Annotated in this window: 23 protein-coding genes; 1 reads left to right on the forward strand and 22 read right to left on the reverse strand. The window is 39.4% G+C overall.

The features are described 5' to 3' along the window. Positions 1 to 29 precede the first annotated feature (29 nt). The 18 genes from WA352_RS09770 to WA352_RS09855 all read right to left on the reverse strand — a co-directional run bounded on the left by WA352_RS09770 (position 30) and on the right by WA352_RS09855 (position 17,028). Positions 30 to 1,337: an MFS transporter gene (locus WA352_RS09770; protein WP_005058254.1), complete on the reverse strand. Its 1,308-nt coding sequence runs from the start codon at positions 1,335 to 1,337 to the stop codon at positions 30 to 32. 81 nt (positions 1,338 to 1,418) lie between these two features. Then, positions 1,419 to 2,057 (reverse strand): hypothetical protein, encoded by a 639-nt coding sequence (locus WA352_RS09775; protein ID WP_005058253.1) that lies wholly within the window; start codon positions 2,055 to 2,057, stop codon positions 1,419 to 1,421. Between the two features lie 11 nt (positions 2,058 to 2,068). After that, positions 2,069 to 2,782 carry a HupE/UreJ family protein gene (locus tag WA352_RS09780; RefSeq protein WP_005058251.1) on the reverse strand — a complete coding sequence of 238 codons (714 nt, stop codon included), beginning with the start codon at positions 2,780 to 2,782 and terminating at the stop codon, positions 2,069 to 2,071. 41 nt (positions 2,783 to 2,823) lie between these two features. Beyond that, positions 2,824 to 3,159 (reverse strand): hypothetical protein, encoded by a 336-nt coding sequence (locus tag WA352_RS09785; protein WP_005058248.1) that lies wholly within the window; start codon positions 3,157 to 3,159, stop codon positions 2,824 to 2,826. 11 nt (positions 3,160 to 3,170) lie between these two features. Further along, positions 3,171 to 6,299, reverse strand: coding sequence for an efflux RND transporter permease subunit (locus WA352_RS09790; RefSeq protein WP_005058246.1), 3,129 nt, complete (start codon positions 6,297 to 6,299; stop codon positions 3,171 to 3,173). Positions 6,300 to 6,310: 11 nt separating this feature from the next. Beyond that, positions 6,311 to 7,789, reverse strand: a complete 1,479-nt coding sequence (locus WA352_RS09795; RefSeq protein WP_005058244.1) for an efflux RND transporter periplasmic adaptor subunit — start codon at positions 7,787 to 7,789, stop codon at positions 6,311 to 6,313. Positions 7,790 to 7,799: 10 nt separating this feature from the next. Beyond that, entirely contained in the window at positions 7,800 to 8,999 is a 1,200-nt protein-coding gene (locus WA352_RS09800) for a TolC family protein (RefSeq protein ID WP_005150543.1), read from the reverse strand. 48 nt (positions 9,000 to 9,047) lie between these two features. Next, on the reverse strand, positions 9,048 to 9,500 hold the full coding sequence (locus WA352_RS09805) for a hypothetical protein (RefSeq protein WP_005058242.1): 453 nt from the start codon (positions 9,498 to 9,500) through the stop codon (positions 9,048 to 9,050). Positions 9,501 to 9,655: 155 nt separating this feature from the next. Beyond that, on the reverse strand, positions 9,656 to 10,552 hold the full coding sequence (locus tag WA352_RS09810) for a recombination directionality factor (protein ID WP_005202042.1): 897 nt from the start codon (positions 10,550 to 10,552) through the stop codon (positions 9,656 to 9,658). An 84-nt stretch (positions 10,553 to 10,636) separates the two neighbouring features. Next, positions 10,637 to 11,779 carry a YqaJ viral recombinase family nuclease gene (locus WA352_RS09815; RefSeq protein WP_005150509.1) on the reverse strand — a complete coding sequence of 381 codons (1,143 nt, stop codon included), beginning with the start codon at positions 11,777 to 11,779 and terminating at the stop codon, positions 10,637 to 10,639. A gap of 123 nt (positions 11,780 to 11,902) precedes the next feature. Continuing rightward, positions 11,903 to 12,163 (reverse strand): hypothetical protein, encoded by a 261-nt coding sequence (locus WA352_RS09820; RefSeq protein WP_005150507.1) that lies wholly within the window; start codon positions 12,161 to 12,163, stop codon positions 11,903 to 11,905. 212 nt (positions 12,164 to 12,375) lie between these two features. Then, on the reverse strand, positions 12,376 to 13,425 hold the full coding sequence (locus WA352_RS09825) for a DUF932 domain-containing protein (RefSeq protein WP_005150506.1): 1,050 nt from the start codon (positions 13,423 to 13,425) through the stop codon (positions 12,376 to 12,378). Between the two features lie 88 nt (positions 13,426 to 13,513). Then, positions 13,514 to 13,813 (reverse strand): hypothetical protein, encoded by a 300-nt coding sequence (locus tag WA352_RS09830; RefSeq protein ID WP_005150504.1) that lies wholly within the window; start codon positions 13,811 to 13,813, stop codon positions 13,514 to 13,516. A 139-nt stretch (positions 13,814 to 13,952) separates the two neighbouring features. Continuing rightward, entirely contained in the window at positions 13,953 to 14,327 is a 375-nt protein-coding gene (locus WA352_RS09835; protein WP_005150499.1) for a hypothetical protein, read from the reverse strand. 123 nt (positions 14,328 to 14,450) lie between these two features. Then, positions 14,451 to 15,317: a hypothetical protein gene (locus WA352_RS09840; RefSeq protein WP_005150497.1), complete on the reverse strand. Its 867-nt coding sequence runs from the start codon at positions 15,315 to 15,317 to the stop codon at positions 14,451 to 14,453. A 34-nt stretch (positions 15,318 to 15,351) separates the two neighbouring features. After that, positions 15,352 to 15,504, reverse strand: a complete 153-nt coding sequence (locus WA352_RS09845; protein WP_005150496.1) for a hypothetical protein — start codon at positions 15,502 to 15,504, stop codon at positions 15,352 to 15,354. A 33-nt stretch (positions 15,505 to 15,537) separates the two neighbouring features. After that, the gene (locus tag WA352_RS09850; RefSeq protein WP_005150493.1) at positions 15,538 to 15,903 is read right to left on the reverse strand and encodes a hypothetical protein; all 366 of its coding nucleotides are present in this window, start codon (positions 15,901 to 15,903) and stop codon (positions 15,538 to 15,540) included. Further along, positions 15,904 to 17,028, reverse strand: a complete 1,125-nt coding sequence (locus tag WA352_RS09855; RefSeq protein WP_005150491.1) for a hypothetical protein — start codon at positions 17,026 to 17,028, stop codon at positions 15,904 to 15,906. Between the two features lie 537 nt (positions 17,029 to 17,565). Between WA352_RS09855 and WA352_RS09860 the strand changes: the two genes are divergently transcribed. Further along, entirely contained in the window at positions 17,566 to 17,886 is a 321-nt protein-coding gene (locus tag WA352_RS09860; protein ID WP_005146015.1) for a pyrimidine/purine nucleoside phosphorylase, read from the forward strand. A gap of 312 nt (positions 17,887 to 18,198) precedes the next feature. Here the strand turns inward: WA352_RS09860 and WA352_RS09865 are convergent, their stop codons facing one another. The 4 genes from WA352_RS09865 to WA352_RS09880 form a co-directional block, all read right to left on the reverse strand. After that, positions 18,199 to 18,441 (reverse strand): AlpA family phage regulatory protein, encoded by a 243-nt coding sequence (locus WA352_RS09865; RefSeq protein ID WP_005146011.1) that lies wholly within the window; start codon positions 18,439 to 18,441, stop codon positions 18,199 to 18,201. Between the two features lie 142 nt (positions 18,442 to 18,583). Continuing rightward, entirely contained in the window at positions 18,584 to 19,543 is a 960-nt protein-coding gene (locus tag WA352_RS09870; RefSeq protein ID WP_005202028.1) for a hypothetical protein, read from the reverse strand. Between the two features lie 64 nt (positions 19,544 to 19,607). Further along, positions 19,608 to 20,534, reverse strand: a complete 927-nt coding sequence (locus WA352_RS09875; protein WP_005150481.1) for an inovirus-type Gp2 protein — start codon at positions 20,532 to 20,534, stop codon at positions 19,608 to 19,610. 594 nt (positions 20,535 to 21,128) lie between these two features. Then, entirely contained in the window at positions 21,129 to 23,495 is a 2,367-nt protein-coding gene (locus tag WA352_RS09880) for a hypothetical protein (protein ID WP_017402191.1), read from the reverse strand. Positions 23,496 to 23,695: the final 200 nt, after the last annotated feature.

Consider the following 23,695-nt stretch of genomic DNA (forward strand, 5'->3'; position numbering starts at 1 on the left):
TTTACTTCTAAGCCATTAGTCGAAAAGAATTATTTAGGCCATTTTTGATGATGGTCATCAATCACATACTCATGCACATGTACACCATTAATTTGATGCTGAATCACATGTTCGTGGTCTGCGGGTAAATCATCATGGCTATGTGCTAGAAAATCTTCATCTTTAGTTGTCCATAAGCATAATGCAAGAATGAGAGCAATAATCGCAATAACAGCCATCGGAATAAAAGTCTGTAATGTGCCTATATTCGTACTCAACCATCCAACCAATGGATAAGTGATCAGCCAACAAGCATGAGAGAAAGCAAATTGGGCGGCAAACAATGATGTTCTATTCTCACTTGATGCAGACTTACGAATCAAGCGACCTGTAGGTGTTTGTGAAACTGAATATCCAATACCAAGGACAAACCAAAGTGCTAACAAACCATTATAAGATGCAATCAAAGAACCACTGAATAGTCCAATGACAAGAATTGTTGTTCCCGTCAACATGACTGATCTATCAGGAAATTTATCCAATATCTTTGGTAAAACAAAAGCAGATAACATTGACCCAAGTCCAAAAAGACCAAATGCCCATGTCGTTGCATTTTCGGTAAGTTTAAATGTCGATTGAACCAATACAACAGTATTTACAATCACAACAGCACTCGCCGAAGCAATAGCTAAATTTAAAGCAAGCAACGCCTTAAGTCTCGGCGTATTAAAATAAATTTTAGCTCCCTGCTTTATACGGCTATAAACACCTCTAAACTCAGGCACTTTGGCGACTGGTAATTTTGCACTTACCACAAACAAAGCAGAACCGATAAAACCTAATACTGTTCCTAAAAACAGATTATGGTAGCTCATGACAGTGAGTAAGAAACCTGCCAACATTGGGCTGATAATGTTTTCTAAATCATAGGCTAGTCGAGACAATGACAAAGCATTGGTATAGTCTTTTTCTTCAGGCAGAACATCTGGAATCATTGCCTGAAATGTTGGCGTAAATGCAGCAGATGCAGATTGCAGAATAAAAATGAGAATATAGATTTGCCAGATTTGTGTCACAAATGGTAGGCACAAAGCTGTTAATGCTCGGATAATATCTAATCCAACCAATACCTGTTTTCTTGGTAAGCGCTCTGCAAATGCTGATGCTATAGGTGCTACACCGATATAAGCAATCATCTTAATTGCCAAAGCAATACCAAGAACTTGAGCAGCTTCTCCCTTGGCAATATCGTATGCCTGTAAAGCTAGGGCGATCGTGATTAACCCTGTTCCAATGAGTGCAATCACTTGGGCCAAGAACAAATGCCGATATGTGGTATTTTTTAGTACTTCTAGCATTTTATGGATTCCTTTTTAGAATCTGACATCTATAACGATTAAATCTCCTTGGAAGACTATTCCAAGGAGATTGATTAAAGCTTAAAAGACTTTCTTCATTTCACTAAACTGTCCTTCTACAAGTAGAGTTACAGTCACTGGATTTTCTGTACGGTTACGCCAGAACCAACCATGTTTACCATCAAAAGCTGCTTTTAAGACACCTTGTTGAGTTGTCTCATTCTTGCCTTTTCCATAGCCATGATAGAACCCTTTAGGGGCATTTACGGGATCACCATGAGTATCATAGTTAAGACCACCTCCTACAGCTTTCCAATCAAAGTTGACACTTGCACTTTGTGGCATTGTTAGTTTTACCTCTGTTGCCTGCCCAGGTTTTAACTCAATACTAATGCTCTCTTTATTAATCGCAGGCATGGTCATCTGAACAGTATCAATTGCCGTTTGAGTCGGAGTTTCTACTGACATTTCTTCAGCACTATTCACTACCTGTTGAGCATTGAGACCATTCACTGATTCTTGAGCGAGTGATTGTTTGATTTCACCCATTTTCGTTAAGCCAAGCACTTTACCTATACCCGTCGGATCAATCGCATACTCCGCAGGCATGACACAGGTAACCAACACGACCACAGCACTAACGGCAGCTATCGCTGTTGATTTAATTAACTTTCTTGATGAAGGTAATTCGATATCTTTTGGAATTTCAGCGTTATACATAATTTAGATCCTTATTGAGTAATGAAGCCAGTAAGTTGATAGCCAACAAGTAAAAAACCGAGGAACATGAGGAAGACATTGCTTTGATAGGCTGTTTTAAAGAAATACGATGTCTTTCTCCAAAACGTCATCAATAACATGATGATGCACAGAGCCATAAACTGACCTAATTCAACCCCAATATTGAATGAGATTAAATTTGCCAACAGTCCATCACTCGGAACTTCATACTCCTGAATTTTTACTGCGAGTCCAAAACCATGAATCAGACCAAAAATTAAAGTCGCTACTTTCGTGTTTGGTTGAAAACCAAACCAACGCTGATAAGCCCCCAAGTTATCAAGAGCCTTATAAACAATTGAAAAACCAATGATTGCATCAATGATGTAAGCATTTATCGAGATATTGTAATAAACACCCACGAGCATGGTAATCGAATGCCCAAGTGCAAATAGGCTGACGTACAAGCCGATATCTTTCATTCGATATAAAAAGAAGATAATGCCAACAAGAAATAATAAATGGTCATATCCAGTGACCATATGCTTAGCACCCAAATAGATGAATGGAATCACATGAACGCCATAAATTTCTTGAATGTAGCCCTTATCACCTTCTGCTACACCATGAGCAAAAAGTGTAGGACTTGCCAATGTAATGAATAAAGTAAGTAATCGCTTTATGTAAGCACTTAATTTCACAATGTGTGAATCAATAATTTGCATGTATATCAAACTCCAAAATTTAAAATGAATTGAAAATCCATTCACTTTTTGGGCGGTTTAAAAATACGGCTTATCATCAAAAAAACATATTCTTTACACCAATCTAGAATCGATATCCCCTTTAATAGATGAGCTAAAGCAATCGATTTAAGTACGTCATAACCAACAAAATGTTCATAGTAGTTATCCTGATGACCATGTGAATGTTGTTGGCTGACCTCATGATGATGAGAATGAATTGCGTCAATTGAAACGTGTCTCTGAAATTCATTTTCAGTTACATGCTCATTAAAGTGCAAACATAAAGCGAGACTGATCATGCAGACTAGCCACATCATCACAAATTTGCTTTGTTTATCTCGCAATATATTTGTCATTAAAGATGCCCCTAAACAACCTGTTCAGTAGCATCGTTTGATTTTCTTGACCAACCTTGGTTAAACCACACATATAAGGTCGGCAAAATAATCAAAGTCAGTAAGGTTGATGAAATAATCCCACCAATAACGACAGTTGCAATTGGACGTTGAACTTCAGAACCAATACCTACGTTTAAAGCCATTGGGATAAAGCCTAGAGAAGCCACTAAGGCTGTAATCAACACAGGGCGAAGTCGTTCCATTGCACCATGTCTCACCGCATCAATGACACTTTCCCCTTGCACTCGAAGCCTTTGAATGGCAGAAACAAGAACTAAGCCATTCAGCACAGCCACACCTGACAATGCGATAAAGCCGACGGCAGCAGAAATTGAGAATGGAATATCCCGTAAAGCTAAAGCGATCACACCACCTGTTAATGCAAATGGTACGCCTGTGAATACCAAGACACTGTTTCTAACATTACCTAAAGCCATGTAGATCATGGCAAAGATCAGAATTAAAGCAATTGGAACAACAACCATGAGTCGATTCGATGCAGACTCCATTTGTTCAAATGTACCCCCCCAAGTCAGCCAGTAGCCTTCTGGTAATTTAAAATCTGCATTCAGCTTAGATTGTGCTTCTGCAATGTAACTACCAATATCTGTACCACGGACATTTGCTGTGATGACGATACGACGCTTACCATTCTCACGAGAAATTTGGTTTGGTCCTTGAACATTTTTTAACTCGATCAATTCTGATAAAAGTACACTTGAACCATCAGGCAGATTCACAGGAACTTGATAGAGTTTTTCTAAGTCTGTGACAGAGTTTTGATCCATTCGAACAACAATATCGAACTTTCGATCACCTTCAAATACCTTACCTGCTGTCTCACCAGTGATGAGGCTAGAAACCTGTTGCTGTACATCCTCAGCATCAAGCCCATAGTTGGCAATCATGTCTTTTTTCAGCTCGACAGATACCATGGGTAAACCCGTCATCTGTTCAACTTTCAAGTCAGCAGTACCATTCACTCCCTCTAAAATTTTAGCGGCAGCGTTTGCTGATTCAAGTAGTTGACCTAGATCATCACCATATATTTTCACAGCAACATCGGTACGGACACCTGAAATAAGTTCGTTAAAGCGCATTTGAATCGGCTGAGTGAACTCGTAATTATTTCCATAAACACCTTTAGCTACTCGTTCAATATCTGCAACGACTTCCGCTTTTGGTTTCTTTGGATTTGGCCACTCGCTACGTGGCTTCAACATGACAAAGTTATCAGCCACATTGGGTGGAACTGGGTCAGTGGCGATTTCTGCTGTTCCAACTTTGGCAAACATGGTCTGAACTTCAGAAATTTTCACAATTTCTTTTTCAAGCGTGTATTGCATTTCAACGGCTTGAGTTAATGAAGTACCTGGGATACGCAAAGCATGTAATGCCACATCCCCCTCATCTAAAGAAGGTATAAATTCTGAACCTAAACGAGTTGAAAGACTTGCACTGAATATAAAGAATATTGAGACAAAGGCGATCAGTAAATATCTGTGATTTAAAGACCAATCTAAAATTGGGCTATACAATTTCTTAATAAAATGAACAATCTTTGACTCTTCTTCTTTAATTTCACCTGTAGTAACTAATGCCACCATTGCAGGGACAAACGTAATTGACAGAATCATTGCACCAACTAAAGCCATAACTACCGTTGCAGCCATTGGTGTAAACATCTTGCCTTCAACACCAGTCAAAGTCATCACAGGCAGATAAACCAAAATAATGATCAATTGACCATAAAGAATCGCTTTTCGAGATTCCTTTGTTGCTTCAAACACAGTCGTAAAACGTTCTTTTTGAGTCAGAATACGTCCTAACTCTTTTTGCTTCATGGCTAATTTAGCGAGAGATGCCTCGACAATAACCACCGCACCATCAACAATAATTCCGAAATCGAGTGCACCTAAACTCATTAAATTGGCACTGATCTTTTGGTTAACCATGCCTGTAATTGTCATCAACATGGATAATGGAATCACCATCGCCGTAATCAAGGCTGCTCGGAAATGTCCAAGAAAAAGAAAAAGTACCACAATGACCAGAATTGCACCTTCAAGTAAATTCTTCTTCACTGTCTGAATCGTTGCATCAACTAAAGTTGTTCGGTTGTAGACTGCTTTCGCTTCAACACCTTCAGGTAGCGACTTTTGAACCTGTTGTAGCTTTTGATCTACAGCATGAGCAACATTTCGAGAGTTTTCGCCAATAAGCATGAACGCTGTACCCAGTACAATTTCTTGCCCATCTTTGGTCGCAGCACCTGTCCGTAATTCATGACCAATCGATATTTTTGCAACGTCTTTCAATCTGAGGATATAACCATTGCTCGTCGTGATCGGAATATTTTGGATTTGTTCAATCGAGTTAATTTGAGAATCAGAACGGATTAAATACTGCTCACCATTTTTCTCAATGTACCCTGAACCTTTGTTCATGCTGTTCTTAGAGATCGCCTCTAAAATAGCTTTCTGATCCAGCCCTATACTACGCAAATAAGCATAATCAGGTTGAACAACAAATTGTTTTAGATAGCCACCAATAGTATTGATTTCATTCACACCCTCTACATTTCGAAGCTGAGGTTTAATGACCCAATCTTGCAAGGTTCTTAATTCAGTGGGTGAAAGTGGGTTTAGACTATTCTTGGCATTCTCAACTGTATACATGAAGATCTCGCCAAGCCCTGTAGAAACAGGTCCCATTGAAGTCGATATGCCGCTTGGTAGTGTTGGTGTCACGCCTTGCAATTTTTCATTGACAATTTGACGGGCAAAATAGATGTCCGTCCCCTCCTTGAATATCGCCGTGACCTGAGATAAACCGTATCTCGACACAGAACGTGTATATTCAAGATTAGGGATACCTGCCAAAGCTGTTTCAATCGGGTAAGTGACTTGTGACTCCATCTCCATAGGAGACAAGCCTTGTGCTTCACTGTTGATTTGGACTTGTACATTTGTGATATCAGGAACAGCATCAATAGGTAGTTTAAAATAGTTATAAACACCCAATGCAGCTACGAATAGGAAGACGATCAGTACAAGCCAACGATTCTTAATCGAAAGCTTAACAATTTGGTCAAACATAGTACTACCCCTTAATGATCATGAGTAGCGCCAGATTTACCTAGCTCTGCTTTTAATAAATAAGAATTGCCTGCCGCATAAACCTGACCTGCTTTTAAGCCTGACTTAACTTCAACAAACCCGTTATATTTTTCACCCAACTCTAATGGACGTGCTTCAAAATCATTGCCTACACGAATGAACACCACATCCCAATCACGGAAGTTTTGTAAAGCATCTTCACGAACCACCATAGGCTTCAAGCTTTGATTTTCAAAAATATGTGCGGTGATCAATTGACCTGAACGCCATTTAAATTGGTTGGCAATTTCAACAAAGACTTGAGCAGTACGTGTTTTTGGATCAATGATATCACTGATGTATTTGATCGTCCCCAATGCTTCTTCTGTGCCTGATTGAATTTGAGGTTTTACAGTCACCTTAGCATTCGGGTTAATTGTATTCAGCTTATCCGCAGGAACATTGACTACTGCAAGTAACTGAGATGTATTGGCAATTTTAAATATTGGCGAAGCTGGTGTGACATTTGATCCAACTGCCCCTAGCACTTGTAAGACTGTGCCAGACATCGCAGCCCGAACTTCAATTGTACCGTTGCCTGAACCACCATAAGAGCTGATTAAATTGTTCAGTTCATTGGCACGAATCTGAGCATTATCAAATTCACGCTTTGCATTAATGTAGTCAATTTCAGGCGATACTCGTTTTTGAAATAACGTTCGCTCTTGCTCCATCTTTTTACGTGCAAATTGCAAATTATCTACTGCAATAGAACGCTCAGCATTTAAGCGGATCAAGTCTTGGCTTTGTACTGTAGCTAATAAATCACCTTGACTTACTTTATCGCCAATCGTGCGATATGTTTTGATGAGTGTTCCACTTGCTTTCGGTGTGATAAAACTTTCAAAATTATCAGGGAACTTCAATTCTCCCTTTAACTCTAAAGCATTTTCAAACATCATGGATTCAACTTTTAGGAGCTCTAAACCACTGCTCTTGATACTACTGTCCAACATGGTGACACGACCTTCTTTGGTGTCCCATTTCCACGTATGTTTTTTACCTTGATAATCAACGTTGACAATCATTAAAAATGAATGTGGTTCATAGACAATTTCATTACCGATCAAGTAATCACTCTCTGGTTTAAATTGAATATTTTGCTCTGCATCCAAACGTTTGATGTAGACATTTGCCGTTAATGCTTCAGGTTTAAGCGGTTTATCTTTGAAATACCCATAAACACGGAGATGTGGTTCTACGCCCTGCTCAAAGATTTTCACTTCCGCTGAGAAATCGCCATCACGATATAAACGTCCACCATGAGGTCCTTTCTCGTCACCTGCTACTGCAACTTTTACTTCTGTTGCTTCCCCATGTGCTGAAGAAGACTGAGTCTTTTGACCTGTCTTGTACCATGCCACAGCACATAACACGACAAGCAAGGCAATAATGCCCGTAGCCATTAAAGTATTGGTTGGTTTATTCATATTCTTGCCCTTATTCTTGATCTAAATGAGTAATGTAGTTGCGCTCGACTTCTGCAATTTCTGTCTGCAAAGCCAACCACAAATCGAATCGAGCAAGATGTTTGTCTAACCAAATTTGCTTAATGCTATTGAACTCAAGTAACGAGTTTTTCCCTGCTTGGTATCCCATCTCTGCAATGCGAAGACTTTCATTGGTTGCGGGCAAAACGGTTTGATCATATTGGTGGATCACATCGATTAAGTTAGAAACCTCAATGGACTTGTTTTCCAGTTCAATTTTAGAATTACGGCTAACCCATACAGACTGCGTTTCAGCTTTCATCTGTTCCGCTTGGGCAATCGCAATATTGCCTTTATTTCGGTTGAAGATATTGAGTGGTATTGAGGTTGAAACTTGGAATACCTTGTCATTGGTTTCTTGATAGTTTTTGACCCCAACACCCAAAGTGATATCAGGTATTGCTTCTTTACGAGCGAGTTCAAATTGTGTCTTTTTCAATTTTGAACTCAGAAACGCTTCTTGCTCAGCCAAACTAATTTTGTCTGTGAAATTAAAACTTAGAGGAACTTCTAAAGCGTTACTTGGTAGATTCGATGTGAACTTAGAGCACAGATTCTTCTGAAACTGCCCCTTTTTCACTTCATTTTGATAACGTAGTTTTGATTCAGATGAAAGTGCTGCACTGAGCTGAGCATCCGAAGGAATGACTCGCCCAAACTTGAGCCTTTCCGAAAGAACATTGGCTTGTCTTGCATTAAACTTGCTTTCTGTTGAATAAACTTCAGCACGTTGAGTTGCCACATACCAGTTCGCCATACAGATTCTTAAATCTGCTTTGAGTTCAGCCTGACGCTTTGCTATTTCGAACTGATTACGATCACCTTGAAAACTCGCAATTTGCTTTCTCAAGGAGAGTTTATTACTAAGAGGAATCTCTTGTGACAACCCTAACAAGGTTGTTGAGCCATCCAAACCCTTCAATTTGGAATTACCAAGATTATCCAACTCCACATTGAAAGTAGGATTATTTAATCTGCCAGCAAACTTTTGGTTGATTTCATAAGCTTGCTCGGACTGCTGTAGGCTATTGAGTACAGCATCACTTGCGATAACCTGCTTTTGTAGTTCAGCATAATTCGTTTCCGCAAATGCGTTTGCTGCCGTTACTACAAAACCACAGCTAAGGAATAGCTGATAAATTTTAGACATGACTTTACCTATACAAAAAAATGAATAATTATTTTTTGTATATAAAAATCAATTTCTTAGAACAATAAGAGCTTTTGTATAGGTATAAGAATTACGTAAAATAAATATTCTTTTTCTAAAGTCAAATACCCGAATCTGATGTTCAGATAACTTTAGGAACAGAAAAATAAGAGCAGTGATAAAACTTAGAATAAACACAGGGTCTATGCTTAGATCACTATCAGAAGAAATAGGCTTCACCGAGTGATGGTAGATTGGCTCATCAAAATTCTTCCAAGTGTGTGTTTCTACATCATGATCAGTCATACTTGTAAAAGAATCACCTGAGTGCTGCAAAGACCAATGACTTGATGCATCATCTTCCACAACAATACTTAATTCATGTTGGTGTTCAATATTTTCAAGTAAAACAGGTGCCCACGCATGAACTCCCGTAATTGTTATCGTAAACAAAAACAGGATAAATGCGAGTATAAGCTTAGACAACCTACTTGAACGCATGACGATGGACATACTTCTGATTTGCTAACAAAATACTAAAAAGCGTTATTAAAGTAAATCCATCTCTCAGATATTCTAGAAGTGAATATCTTCTTATCTACAGACCAAAATCTGCAAAAAAAGAGTACGAGTACTCTTTTCTAATTAAATTCATTTCAATTCAAAGCCTGCACCGACTGCTGCAACCCTTTCTGAATATCCTGAACATGAGTGAGATCATAAGATTGTTGATGCTGCTCTGGCTTCGTTTCATCCGTATAAAACTCCTCAACAATATCCAAGCCCTCTTCACCACCCACCTCAAAACTGGCATTGCCATAGCCCTGCCGTGCCACATGATCTAAAGCTTCCTGATAAAACCCTGCTGCCTTACTTTGCTCATCTATCTGTTTGGCTGAGCTAATTGCATCTTTCAGGTTTATGCCATCCCTTAAGGTTAAATCCACGTAGTAGATCGGCGTGCGATAGCTTTGCGTGGTGCTCTTGCCTCGTAAAGTGAGTTGCAATGGCAGGCACGAAAGCAAATCACCCGATGCGGCATGGTAATAACGCAACCGTGCCGCCAAAGTGCGGATACTGTTAAAGCCTGTGGTTCTAAAGATGAATGTGCCAAACTCATCCGATTCATCCAGATTGACGTAAAGTCGTCCGTAGGGCTTGCACAATCCACCTTGTGCCAATGGGCATAAATCTGGAGATGGACATGGATGTTGCTCAATCCCATGTTGTCCAAGTCGCTGACAGCTTTCACCGTTGCCTGAGCAAATTAAACGTCCAGTTTGGCGGTCAAATAGGCTGTACTCTGCTCTTAAGTTGAGATCAGGATCATTGAAGATCATCCGTACAGGTATGGTTCTGAGTTTTTGGTTTTGTGCTTTAGCTCGTAGTTGTTCATCCAGTGGATGCTTAATCCATCCGTCTTTTCCTTGAATTTGGCTGGTAATGGTAAATTGGTCATCTTTTTCAGGCAGACGTTTGCCATTCTTTTCTACAATCTTGCCTATGCTGATACGACCCAAAACAGGTGGGGTAATTGCTAAACCTTTAATCATGGTCATTTCCTTTAAATAAAAATTAGACATAAAAAAAATCCCATACCTATTAGGGTATGGGATCGGTTTGGTTGGAGGTATTCGTTATCCACCATTCGGATAAATCTGAAATCTTCGTGTTCCTGCTTTGGTCTGTGGAAACTGCTGGAGATATTCAGGATGTTGTTTCAGTAAGGATTTACTGTCTAGGCTGATTGAGTCTTGTGATTTCTTCCATGTCACTGATCCCCCTGTAAACACTGCTCGTTCTGCCTCTTTCATCATCATTTGTAATTGATGTTTGAGTTCATCAAAATACTGTTGATGCTGCTCAACCTTATACCTCTCTTCAAGCAACTGATTAAATAGGTAATTGGCTTGTTCATTTTGAGTCAGGTCTTCCACTGTTAATGGAATCTGTTCTGGGTAAAGCTGTTGCAAGGCTTTGGCTGCTGAATCAGAGGCATCTACACTGGGTGGAATACCTGTTTCCACACATTGCCAAAAGTGGCGTTCGGCATTGATAATGTGCTGAATCACGGTTTCATTACGTGTCACTTTATAGATTTTAGTTTCATGCCCACAGATCAAAGCACATATATGTGCTGCCTGTTTTCCTGTCACGGCTAACTGATGTTGCACTTGGCACAGTACATACAGTGGTACGCCATCTCGCCACAGTTTTGAACCGTACTCACCTACTGTTTTACACTCTAATATTTGAACTTCACCATTACCAACCACGGCATAGTCCAAATTGGCAAGCATAAAATGTTTGTCTTCATCAGGGTGTTGCAGTACTGCATTGACTCGACGTACTTTATGGTTAGTGTGCATGCTGTAGTACTGTGCCACCAAAGGCTCAAGCTGCTTGCCCCAGTACAAAGGTGCATAGCCTGCACTTTCGTCTTCAATGTTTTGCTGCATCTGCCCTGTCTTGATCATCCATAATTCCAGCATCGACATATACGGATTAAGTCCACAGGCAGTTGCTGCATCGCTACTGCCAATACCTTGTTTTCTAACCTCTAGCCATTGCTGGTAATTCATCTGCTTGGTATTGGCGAGACGTTTTGCTACTGGAGCTTTAGTTTTTCGTGGCTGCGTATTCAGTCGGTCTCGTTTGGTTCGAGTTCCGACTTCAACCTGTTGAGTCAGTGAGTTTTGGGTGGTTGGATTCAGGTTTGGTGAATACGGCTGTAGCGGTGGATGGTTTAATGTGTTTTGAATTTGAGTATTGCTATTCATTAGAAATATTCCTGTATGGGTAAAATCGTAAAAACTAAATTTTGGGCATAAAAAAACCACATCGCGTGATGTGGTCTTTTCAAATCAATAAAGATTTATCTTAAAAAATCTCAATAGTTGAGCTTAATGACTCGATAAACTATCAAGCAATTCAGGAGTTAAAGTAGTTAAATGTCTTTGAAAACTGTTTAAATCCACGCCTGAAATACTAAAGTGATATTCCAATTCCTGACCATTACTGATGGATTTAGGCTCTGATATATAGCGCCCGAAGATATTAGGTAAACGCAGCTCTAGCTCTTCAGCTAATTTACTATCGTTTACTTGTAACACAAATTCTGTCTCAGAAATTTGCTGGATAAAGAGATTTTTAGAATACTGCATAGTGATTTTAGTTCCTGCTGTCGCTCAGCTATTTCCTTTATGATTGAGCAAAAATTCATTTTTTCAATCAAGAATTGAAAATTATTTCAGCTCAGAACCAAAATCTATGCATAAAAAAAGCCACATCTGGAAATGTGGCAAAGGGTACTGCTGTACTTGTATGGTGTTACCGTATGCTTAGGCTAATGTAGAAGACTTAACTGAAACTGAATTTAGGCAATCATTCGAAGTGCTTGTTCTAAACCGCGCTGTTTGATCGCTGCCCCAGCGCCAAACCATGCAGAATCGAGTCGATGGTCAGTACTCATCGCTCGACGTTCATGGTCAGTGAATTCCGTAATTGCGCACAATAAACCATACGCCGTATCTTTCGCTGAACTCAGTTCAGCACCACGTCCATGCCCGTTAAACATGGTCATGACTTTCGACATCGCACGTCCATTCGGTTCAGTTTTATTGTCGGCTTTGGTTGAGCTTGTTTGATTTGGCATGGCTGCATTGCGATAGAACTGAATAATGCTTTCATCCTGTTCAGCCATACTCAAGTTGGTGTTATTAAACACTGCATCAAAGTAGGCTGCTGCTTCCTGCTGGGTGACTTTACGTTGACTCAGTTGCTTCATTTCATACATATGTTCATCCCACGCACGAACCGAAATACCGAGTTGCTGTTTAACTTTCTCGGCATCGAACTTGGTGCTATGCGGAACTTTAACTACACCTGCACTGGTGTTTTGCCCTTTGAGGGCAATGGCTAGAGTGTTGTTACACACTACTCGAATAGATGTGAATTGAGCTGTCGTTGCCAATGTGCCATCACAGGCTGTTGCCAATAAAATATAGCCATTACTCACATCCTTTCCTTTTAAGGCAGATGTTTGTCCTGTTTTAGCGAGTGCCCAGAATTTCTTCCCACCTTTCAGTACCCCTGCGGTTTCCAGTTCAAAGCCCGATTGTTCAGTCAAGTCTTTGTAGAAGTGTAGGATCTCCATGGGTTGTACTTCCTGAAAGCGCTGACTCACCACTGATAAAGGTTCATGCGTGTCTGAGCGATATAAGACCCGTTGCTCTTGGTACGGCAAGATCAGGCTTTGTTGTTTATGGTTTTCAGCCATATAACTGACATCCGAGGATTCAATCCGCCAGTCCATGCCTGCCTGTTTTGCCCAGACCTCAATCGGTTGGTTTGGTGTGAGTTGATTACCTAAGCCATGCCAAGGGGTTTGTCCTACAAATGCCATGGTTTCAACTAAATGTGCCATAGAAATAATTCCTCTATAAAAGTGAAGTTGTTTAAAAATAAAATTGAGTGAAGTCAGGTTGTATAAATCAATAATTGAGTAATGAAGCTTAAGCAGCTACAGCAAAGTCCTGTCCGCATTGCAGACAGTGATAATGTTGAGCGGATTTATAATGGCGATAGAAATAATGTTGGCTGACCATGATCAGTGTTCCACCGACCACCACCCCAATCAGCCCACCGATATACGGAGGGATACCTGCTTCTTTTGCCAGTTTGATACCCAGTGCAGCCATCGCAGGCGGGGAAAATGCGTCTAGGATTTTTTCAAAATACTGTGGACCATTCGATTGAGATTCTCTAAGAATCACCTGTTCTGAATGGCAATAAGGACAATGTACGGTACTCATCACGAAAGTCCTGTCAGTGGAGGTGAATATTGATTTTGATATCCGAATCTTGAGATTTGCAGGCATAAAAAAACCATGCCCATATTGGGCATGGTCTTTGTCGCGTGTTGGGTAAGTCTATATTTTGGTTTGAGCCTGCTTATTTAAAGCTATAGCTTGCTGCACCTTGATCAGTCTCAATATCAACCTTCACTACAGCATCGTAGGAACATCGCAAGTAAAGCTGTAGGGATTGTCCAATTTGGAAATAGGCAGGCAGCTTGATTGGATCATTGTATCTGCCTGTATAACTACAGCGCCCATTGTTTACATCGACCTTGTTTAGTGTGATTGGCTCAGAGTCCAGTGAACGTAAGGTTAGAATCACATAGGTACGGTCATACAATCCTCCTTGGCTGTATTCCGTATTGAGGTTGACTTCCATACGATCGGGGTTAAAACCTGAACCACATCCAGTCAGCATCAGCGGCAGGGTAATTAATGTAGGTAGTATCAATTTCATTAATCGTTTCACAATTATTTTTCCTTTATTCGGTTTACCTTCTTGAATGTTAAAACAGCACCAAGTCAGCTTGTGTCTTGGCTGGGTGCTGGGTCTTCACATAGGTAATATGTATTTGAAATTTCTTTATTCTGATTAAGTATTCCCTGCTATAAATGCTGGGAATTGTGCAAGAATGCTTGTAGCAGTTGCTTGATCAACATTTAAAGCGGTACTGATCTGAAAGAAATGGTCCCGTGCTGTTTCAATTTCAAAGTTCCTTTTTTCCATCAACACTAGCACTTCCTCAAGCAGGCTGTGACATAGTTGGGGTGGCAGGCTGTTTTGAATCGCAGTGACTTCATCAAGGAGGTCAAAAAAATCAAACTGCTGATCTTGTTGCATCAACTGTTCTAGAAATGCCTGATCCACTGGATTAACAAATTCACGGTCAAATAACTGTTGCATCAATGCCCTCACCTGATTGCTCCACTCACCTCTCCACCCCAGTAATAAATAAGCATACAGTTTGATGATCGGTTGTAGGTTTGGGATCGTTGTGGGTTGGCTTTGTTGCTGTATGGATGCTGATGACAATGAGTCAGTCTGTGTTTTATGAAGCGCACAATATTGGTTTAGGAAATCTGCCAATAGCCGTAGCCCAGCTTTCTCAGGCTGAGCCAAGGTCACTTTAACTGTGCCATTGATCACTAACTGTTTACTAAGCATCCCCATCGAATAACCCACCGAAGTGATTGCTTTCATTGGATAGGTATTTGCATTGGCAAAGGCTTCCCTGAAATAGATCCCTTGCGTCGTCAGACACAATCCATTCTTGCCATGACCAAATACCGTTTCATCCACCAAGATCAATACCTGTTCAGTTTTGGTTTGGGGAGGCAAATAACTCATTGCTCCCAGAATCTTATTCATGGGAATTTGGGGTGCTAAGAAAATAGCAGGATCAGCCTGTAATAAATCCAACTGCGGAAACTGTTGTTTAAATTGATTAAAGTCCATCATTATTTTTTCACTCTTGGGCAAGTTAAGGCTTTAATCAAAAAATAAATTTCAATAATTGGAACGGCCACATCAGGGCACGACCCAATAGATAGGCTGCAAGTGGACCACTGTCCTCAATACGCCATAGCAGACTGAACCAATACAACACAGCGATACTTAGGTAAGGGATTACAAATTCTTTTTTCATGTTTAGTTATTCTCTTCATCTTTGTGATCGTGCTTAGTTCGATGCAACCAATTGCCAGCCTGTCTCTGAATCATAAGGACGTAAATCAATGACCTGATTTTTGAGGAAGGATTGCTTATATTCATCATCAAAGCGTTCAACCGTGATCTGACAGCGATAGATGTCGTACTTGGCACTGGTGCCTTCTTGACCTGCAAATAAATTGCCGACTTGACATTGCTGTAACTTGATCTGGATCACTGAAGCATCTTGAGCATGTAATAACTGAAGTACAGCATCTGCTTTGGGAAGTTCCGTTGGCATGTCCTTACTGCCACATCCATACAAGCTACCGAGTAACAACAGACCACACAGGAGTTGGATATTTCGAACGGATTTATTTTTAAAGATCTCTAACATTTACAGTGTCCCCTCGATATCACTTGACCCTGCATTGAGGTTAAGCTGGGTGATTTCTTCCTCAGTTGGTGGTCTGACTTCTAATTCAGGTTCAGCTTGCTGCTGTTCAGGATTACGGTAATGCTTAAGCCCAAACTGGAAGGACAACTTTTGTTTGAGTGAGTATGGTTGTTCTGAATTGAGATTCTTGTTGGACTCATCTGCATTCAATGGTCGGGTGGTCAAATACAGTTGTGACGGATTAATCGTTGCAAGGCGTAGATAGCGATCATTGTTGTTGTGCTGATAGAGGATGGCTTGTTCTAAAACCAATTGCCCTTGCTGCATACTCAAAATAAAACCGAGATAGTTTCGCTTATCTCGTTCATCACGTAGATTGCCTAGGATAATTTCAGCATTTTTGGGTGATGCACTAAATACTAGATTGAGCTTGGATACAGTCGAATCGTAGTAGCCCGCAGCATTGGTGCTCGATGCCTGTATATGCATGACTTGCCGATCCGCATCATACTGAGCTGAGTCTTCACTAGATGGACTAAGTACATTGATCGCAATTGGGTAAGCCAAATAATTTAAGGCATCCTCCAATCGTCCAAGGTCAACATTGAGATTGGCTGTGGCTTTTTTTAAAGTGGCTTGTTCTGCCTGAATCCGTTGCTGGTATTGCTCCGTAGTTTCAAATTCGCCTTTGCTCTCTCCTGTAACTGGGGTCTTCAGCATTCGTGCATGGTTAATCACCAGATCATTAGCACTGGCAAATAGGTCATTCTTTGGAAATTCCAGTAAGGATTGCTGACTTGGTTTTTCTATCCCTAAGACCAAAATTTGATTCGGCTTGAGTTGCAGTTTTTCTCGGAATTGTAGCAATGCAGATCGATTGCCTGATTGGGCATGCAGATAGTCACGGAAGCCTGAGACATCTGCTTCGGGCAGTTGTTGTTGATTTAAGAAAGGTTGTAATGCTTTAGCTTCGACCAGAACAGGTCGATGTGTTGGTTCAAGTCGTTGGCTGAGTGCTACATTTTCGTCAGGGCTTAAAACTTCAGTGGAAGAATTTTTATTTCCACAGCCGATCAGTAAAAATGATCCGAGCACACAGACAAACAGAGGATGGACATCCTTCATTTGTTTACCCCAGATAAAATTATTGTTTTATGTATGCTGTTATTGGTTTAGTGATGACAAAGCCGTACACAGCACTGAGGTAAAAATAGAATGATAATTTAAGAATGTAGTGCACATGGTCGACTCCGTTATCAACTTGGAGTTCTGCCCAAAATACAAAGATTATGGTGGCAGAACGAGAAAGGGTTGACGGACTGGGTAAGACTCCAGCACACCCGAAGGTGTCCCTCTCTCGCCCTACCGCAACGAGAGAAGGACGAGAAGTACACACAAAGTCAGCCCTCAGAAGGGAAAACTCTGATGTCGTCTTACAAAACGGTCCGTCAAAACCGACTGACAATGTAGGTCAGCAAGCAAAGGATAATCAGCGAAGTAAAGGGTGTCAATACGTTTAGCTGTTTATAGCTTATTCGACACGCCATAATGTAAGTGAATCAACCATGATCTAGTCAGAATTTATCAATCATTAAATCCTTGAGAATTTTTAGTATAATTTATTAATATAGTCTCAATACATTAAATATTAGGAACCAGCCTATGTCAGAGCAATTTGATTTTATTTCAATAAAAAAGAAAGCCAATGTTCATTTTAATGGCGCATCGATCAGCCATGCTATTGTATTAAAAGACGGAACTAAAAAAACTTTAGGTGTAATTCTTCCATCTGAGGAACCACTAACTTTTAAGACTCATCTAGCCGAACGTATGGAAATTATCTCTGGGGAATGTAGTGTGCAAATTGGTCATGTGCCTGACATAAAAATCTTTAAATCTGGTGAGTCGTTTCAAATCCCAGCCCATAGCCAATTTAAGATTCATACAAGTGAAGTCGTAGATTATATTTGTCATTTTGAATAACAAATAAACTTAATATACCCAAAATCATAGTGTTCTATTCTGATATATAATTTACCAGTAGTAAACTTGACGGAGATAAATGTTGCGACCCAAATGTATTCGTGGTCCAAAGTATAGGCAAGAATATTCTCATCCATATAACGAATTCACCTTTCGTGATCAATAAAAAGATGAACAGCCCCGTTTCTGTAAACAAATCTTAGATTTTACCCCACCTCAAGCATTCTTCATTGCTGAATAAATTTTTCCTTATTTTGCTTACGCGCTTGTATTACAACTGATGGGGCAACAATCTTAATTCATAGCTTTTATTCAATTAGTACTGATTCCACGTTCACTGATCTTTTTATCAATCCACGTATTCACTTCATGCGCAACCCAACCAACTCGATTGCTCGTTAAATTAATCTGCTGCGGAAAACTGGCTTCGTAATATTTTGATTTGGGGTCTAGAAGTGAATAAATTATGGCACGACTCAGCCCTGTGATTTCAACTAGTTGCCTGATGTTTAAAATTTGATTGATCTGAAATGTTTGTGAATTTAACGCGTTCATCTGATGTACTCAGATGTGGTATGAAGGCGTGCTTTCTGCACATATCATGTCCATCACCGTAAAAAAATATATGCCCTCAAACTCCTCTGTATCTAATCAAATAGATACAGAGGTCAATTGTTTTACATTTGATTTGATTCAATCACCATTTTTTGCCATGAAAGGCTTTAAACCCACGTGTTAGGATACAAATCTTATTCATCTTTTCAGATACACTAGAAGCAACTTCAGGCACATTATCTAAATCATCTAATGGGTCCTGTGGCTCAGGAAATGCCAGAACGTCATCACGACCCAAACCAAAAGGATTACCTAATGGCTGCTTAGATCGCTCCTCATCTACAATCAACAATGTTCCTAATCCATCAGTTGCTTCCTGCCATAATCGCAGTATCAAAGCTGAATAATTCGTATCGATAGAATAAAAAACTTTTTGAAAGGTTAAATAAAAACGAATCACATAACAGTTTCTGTAGCCATCACGAATTAAGTGATAGTAAGTAAATATGACTTGGCCTCTAAACCAAGGTTGGCATTTCAAGTTTTTTTCAAATTTTCGAAAGGATTTAATCACCCAATCAATCGATTGCAGTTGCTCTGTCCCTGAAGGAAAGCTCAGATAAAACTTAATATCTGGTGCATCTACACTTGTCTTGCTCACCCCAATATAAGAATCTCGAATTTGATTGATATGCTTCTCATATTGCTCATTGCACTGATGTAAAAACTCAATAAAGCCCGTCGTCCAAAATAGTGTCTTGAGTTTTTCAAGAATCTGCTCAATCATCCATTTCTTAGTATACGTCGTATCTGGTACAAAGTAACGCGCATACGGATTTACTTCTGATAACACACAATAATAAGCATTTCGAAATAGAGTAATCCAAAAGCCAAGCTCAGCATCTCGATGCGAATACATCAAAAAATTCCAATCGCCAAAATAATCTAAAAAAACCTGTGACCATTCCTGTTTCAGATTCTTTTCATTTTCAACATCGCTTTTCTTGGGACCTGAAGCCCCATAGCGTGCCTGAGTAAAAAAGTCATGCACATCTTTCTCTAGGCGTGGTGCTGTTTGGTGTTCAATGTGTGTAATATCCATGGAAGTCGTTCTACAAGGTTGTGGATTTCATAGAACTGCTCCATCCATATTTTTTTACAGGCACTTAATCGGATATGAGTTGATAGTTACGCCCATGCACTCGGTAAATGCCTTTAAAGAATGTTCTTTTATTAATCGGTTTAACTAACATCTGTTGTAGATACTTTTCTGGGTTGGTTAAGTATCTGGCAACATTCAAAGCATTTTGAAGCTCTTTTGGATGCTTACGGTGAATCAAACCAATACCCAGTAAGCCTTTATTGGCAAACTGCTCCTTGTTTTCTTTAGTATTACCATTCCTCCCATAACCCCAACCATGGGTAATAGTCTGCCACTTTTGTAAGACCTGATCCCCTAGAAACCAATCCTGACAACGTTCTGAACCGTTGTAGACCAACATCAGATGCGCATGATAGCCCTTTGTATAACACCCTTGCTCTAAAGCTAAACCATAACCCAATATATGCTTAAAACAGCCATTCTTATCTTTTAGGTACTTGCATAGAAACTGAATATGGAGATAGAAGTCATGAACTGTGACATTCGACATAAATTTCTTTAAATAACCTAAATCCACACGGACAATCAGAACTTGATAATGATCTTGAATCATTTGCTGAACATAAGTCAAAAAGCTGATTTGATTATCTGATTCCTGCTGCCTGAATAAGCGAATCTCATCTAGAATCAGACTACGGTAATCTCTCAAACTTCGCATTAACTTTACTACCTCAACAGAAGATAGCCGTAGCAAGTAATCCTCTAGACATAGAGTCCCTCTTAGTGCTTCAATGGCTTGAGTCATATCTTTAAAAGCCTGAATGGATGCACTGTACTCAATGCCGTCTTGATCAAAGATCTGAAATGCAGGAATCAGTGAGCAAAGATGCGTGATAAAGGAAGATTGATTTAGCTCCAGATTCAGCACCCAGTCAACAAAGCCATGTACGGCTGTCATGACGCCAGCTTGATGAGATAAGTCATATTGCATTGAGATGCTCCTTCGTTATGTTTGGTACATAACTAAGGAGACAACATTATTTTTTTATGTATGAAGATACCTATATGGCGAATCCTACACCAAGATTCAGATCGATCTCAGGACTGATAGCTATAAGTTGCATTTAGGGATTGTAGCACATTGATTGACTATATCAAGATTCAGTAGACATCACTATTAAGTCTCTAATATCAATTGATTATTTCACTATGAGTATCTTAGTGAAGTATTTATGATTGAATATTGAATATTAATTAATATTAAGTATTTAATTAATAATATTATTTACCGACTTATCACAAGACTCAGTAGTTGCAAAATCAATCGATTCATAGGTCTATCCAATTTCCCCCACCCTACAAATCCTGTATTTTTAGAAAAAATCTCATTTACGAGAGTTAAGGCAGAAATTAGTTTTTATTGCAAACCTAAGTCGTGTCACGTTCTACAGCTTGTTAGACTATAAATCCGATTACCATGATCCCCCTTCCACAAACAGGTTCACTTAACCACAAATCCTGTTGGCAGGTCCGCCTTTGAAATTAATGAGTGGATGAAACTAAACTTGCTCAACGCTAAGGCCAACTATTTTTTAAGTATCACACCTTTAATAAAAGCTTTAGGAACTGTCTGACTAAACCGAGCGTGGAATACATCCCGATAAGCGAAATAGGGTATGACATGCTCAATGACTCTTTTTTTCATTTTACGATCATGTGCTTCAAGACAGACATGATACGTACTCTGAGTCTTATCTTCTGTATTCAATCCATCAACCGAACACATTAATATTTTCGGTTTAATGGAGCCATAGTACTTTATATCTTCTGCATCTTGCAGCTTTAAAGTCTGAGCAGCTTTAGTATCAAGAAAGTTGTTCCAGCGCTGATCTAGATCATAGACTAGAGTTTGTAATTGCGCCTGACAACGATCATTAAAAAACAATACGACATCTATTGTAAATTCTGAAGCGATCGGCCAGTTCTTCTCTTGCCAAATACCTACGTAGCCACGCAACCAATAACAAGGTTTCGCTCGCTTTGCTAAGCGCATGAATTCAGTAAATAATTTTGATAGCTCAGACTGTTTCAAACACCCCTTTGATGAATTCGCATTGACAGTAATACGATAAGCCCAACAATTGTGCTCTAATACGCTATTCAAGTATTCTCGTGTATCTGTATACCTCCGTACACCTTGAGCATAATGCTTTTCCAGAAGTTCACGTTTATTTACTTCTAGTCTTTGTTGTTCAAGAAAATAATTCCTTACAGCTTGGAGGTTTGTATTTAACTGGCCTAACACAACAGAGTCGACAGGCTGATTGAATATAAATCCTGTAAAAATCTGCTGAAAACCAATCCACAAGTTCAAATTGTCTTCATGCCCAAACCACCATGTACGTAAACCGTAATTTTGAATTAAATGATCAATCTGCCTAAAAAAATTAAAATCACTTGCAACCTGCTTCACAAGCGATAAATACTGCTGACCAAGCTGTGTAGCGGATTCTTGCATATCTTTAGCATTCAAAAAGTAGGTCTGATGCGCTGATCTCACCTCATTAAAGACGGGTTGTTGATTATTTAACAAAGTCTCAATAAATACTTCAATTTGGAACAACCACTCACCATACTGTTTTGAAATACCTTGTTCAGCACAAAATTCTTTGTAGTAAATCTGGCTAACGAGCAGACGATCAGCTACGCGCTTCGCAAGATGTTTAACATCCCAGATACCTTTGAGTACTTTGCATTCCTGCAATACCTGTGCAAAATTTTTAGGTGGAGGGCTTATCTTGGATGACACAGCCTGCTTCTTTATCTTTGGCTGTTGCCCACTCGGATGCATATAAACCTTATTCACCTCAAGAGATTTTTCAGGATGTATAAGCTTTGCTATTGAATCCATTTTAAAAAAATAGCTGAGTACCCAATACTTAAATTGTTCAATCCGAACAGGCGTATTTATTCCGACAGAACCAACAGCATGTTTCTTACCATGTGTTCGTACAAACTCATTTCCATTAACGACATCAATCGCAGTATAGTGACTAAAATTATTCCTCAATAATGCTTGTAGACGAGTAACAATCACTTCTTCCTGATCAATGCTATAACTTCTTAGTATAAAAACACATGAAAGCTTTAAACCATTTTGATAATCATGTCCAAGCTTGGTATATGCTCGCAGCCAACCAGGGATCATCTTAAAAATTGTATTCTGTATCTCAGCCCGATCTCTAAGTACTTTTTCAATCAATTGCACTAACGGTTCATTCTCAGTTTGACTCACTATACGCAAGAAACGAACATCAATCACCAAGATATACACTTCCTGATGTATTGATAAAAGCGTATCAAAATGTGCGAAAGCATGATTGATCTCGTCTACAACCTGCTGAGTCTGCTTATTAGTTTCTTCGATATATAATGGATTTTTCTGCAACTCAGAAAAAAAATTCATCAATCTCCATGCTTTTTGATAATGGAATTTTGAAGGTGACCATTGTTGCTTTCGTTCCTGCAAACCACCAGAACCCGACAGAACCTGTTCAATACAAGCAGTATTATTTGGTAGCTTAACTGCATCTTCTTCTAAAAACTTTTGATAATAAACCCAATTTAACCCAAGCCCAAGATAAGTCATATCGAACATTTTGCGCTCAAATTGAAGGGCTTTAAAATAAACAAGGAATGAAGGGTCAAATTCAGCATGCCCAGTCACACTAATTCTCAACTGAGTCGCCCGAGGTAAACTTCCAGACTTCAAATCATCTACAAACTTATCGATTGCCCGAATAACCTGAACAGATTCTTTATATAAACAAGCAGGTTGGTACTCCTGATCTTCCTTCACGGAGCGATCTAAGGCTTGCCAGATATAAGGAACTTGATTAAAAAATAAATCAAATAGATCTTTATCTTTAATTATTAGCTTATAATTATCCATTAACATACCCAAAACCAGTAAATATCCTTTATATTAGCTGGATCGAGTCGAACTAAACAATAAATTCCATCCCATTAATCACAGTTATTTTCACTATTATTCACATCAAATTTTACCATCATTAACAATGAATAAAAACATTATGCACTGTGAGTAATATAACTACATCTTTTTAAATCTCTAATTCACTTAAAGAGTTA

The organism is Acinetobacter sp. 102 (assembly GCF_037028485.1).
In the GTDB taxonomy this organism is placed as follows: Bacteria; Pseudomonadota; Gammaproteobacteria; order Pseudomonadales; family Moraxellaceae; genus Acinetobacter; species Acinetobacter higginsii.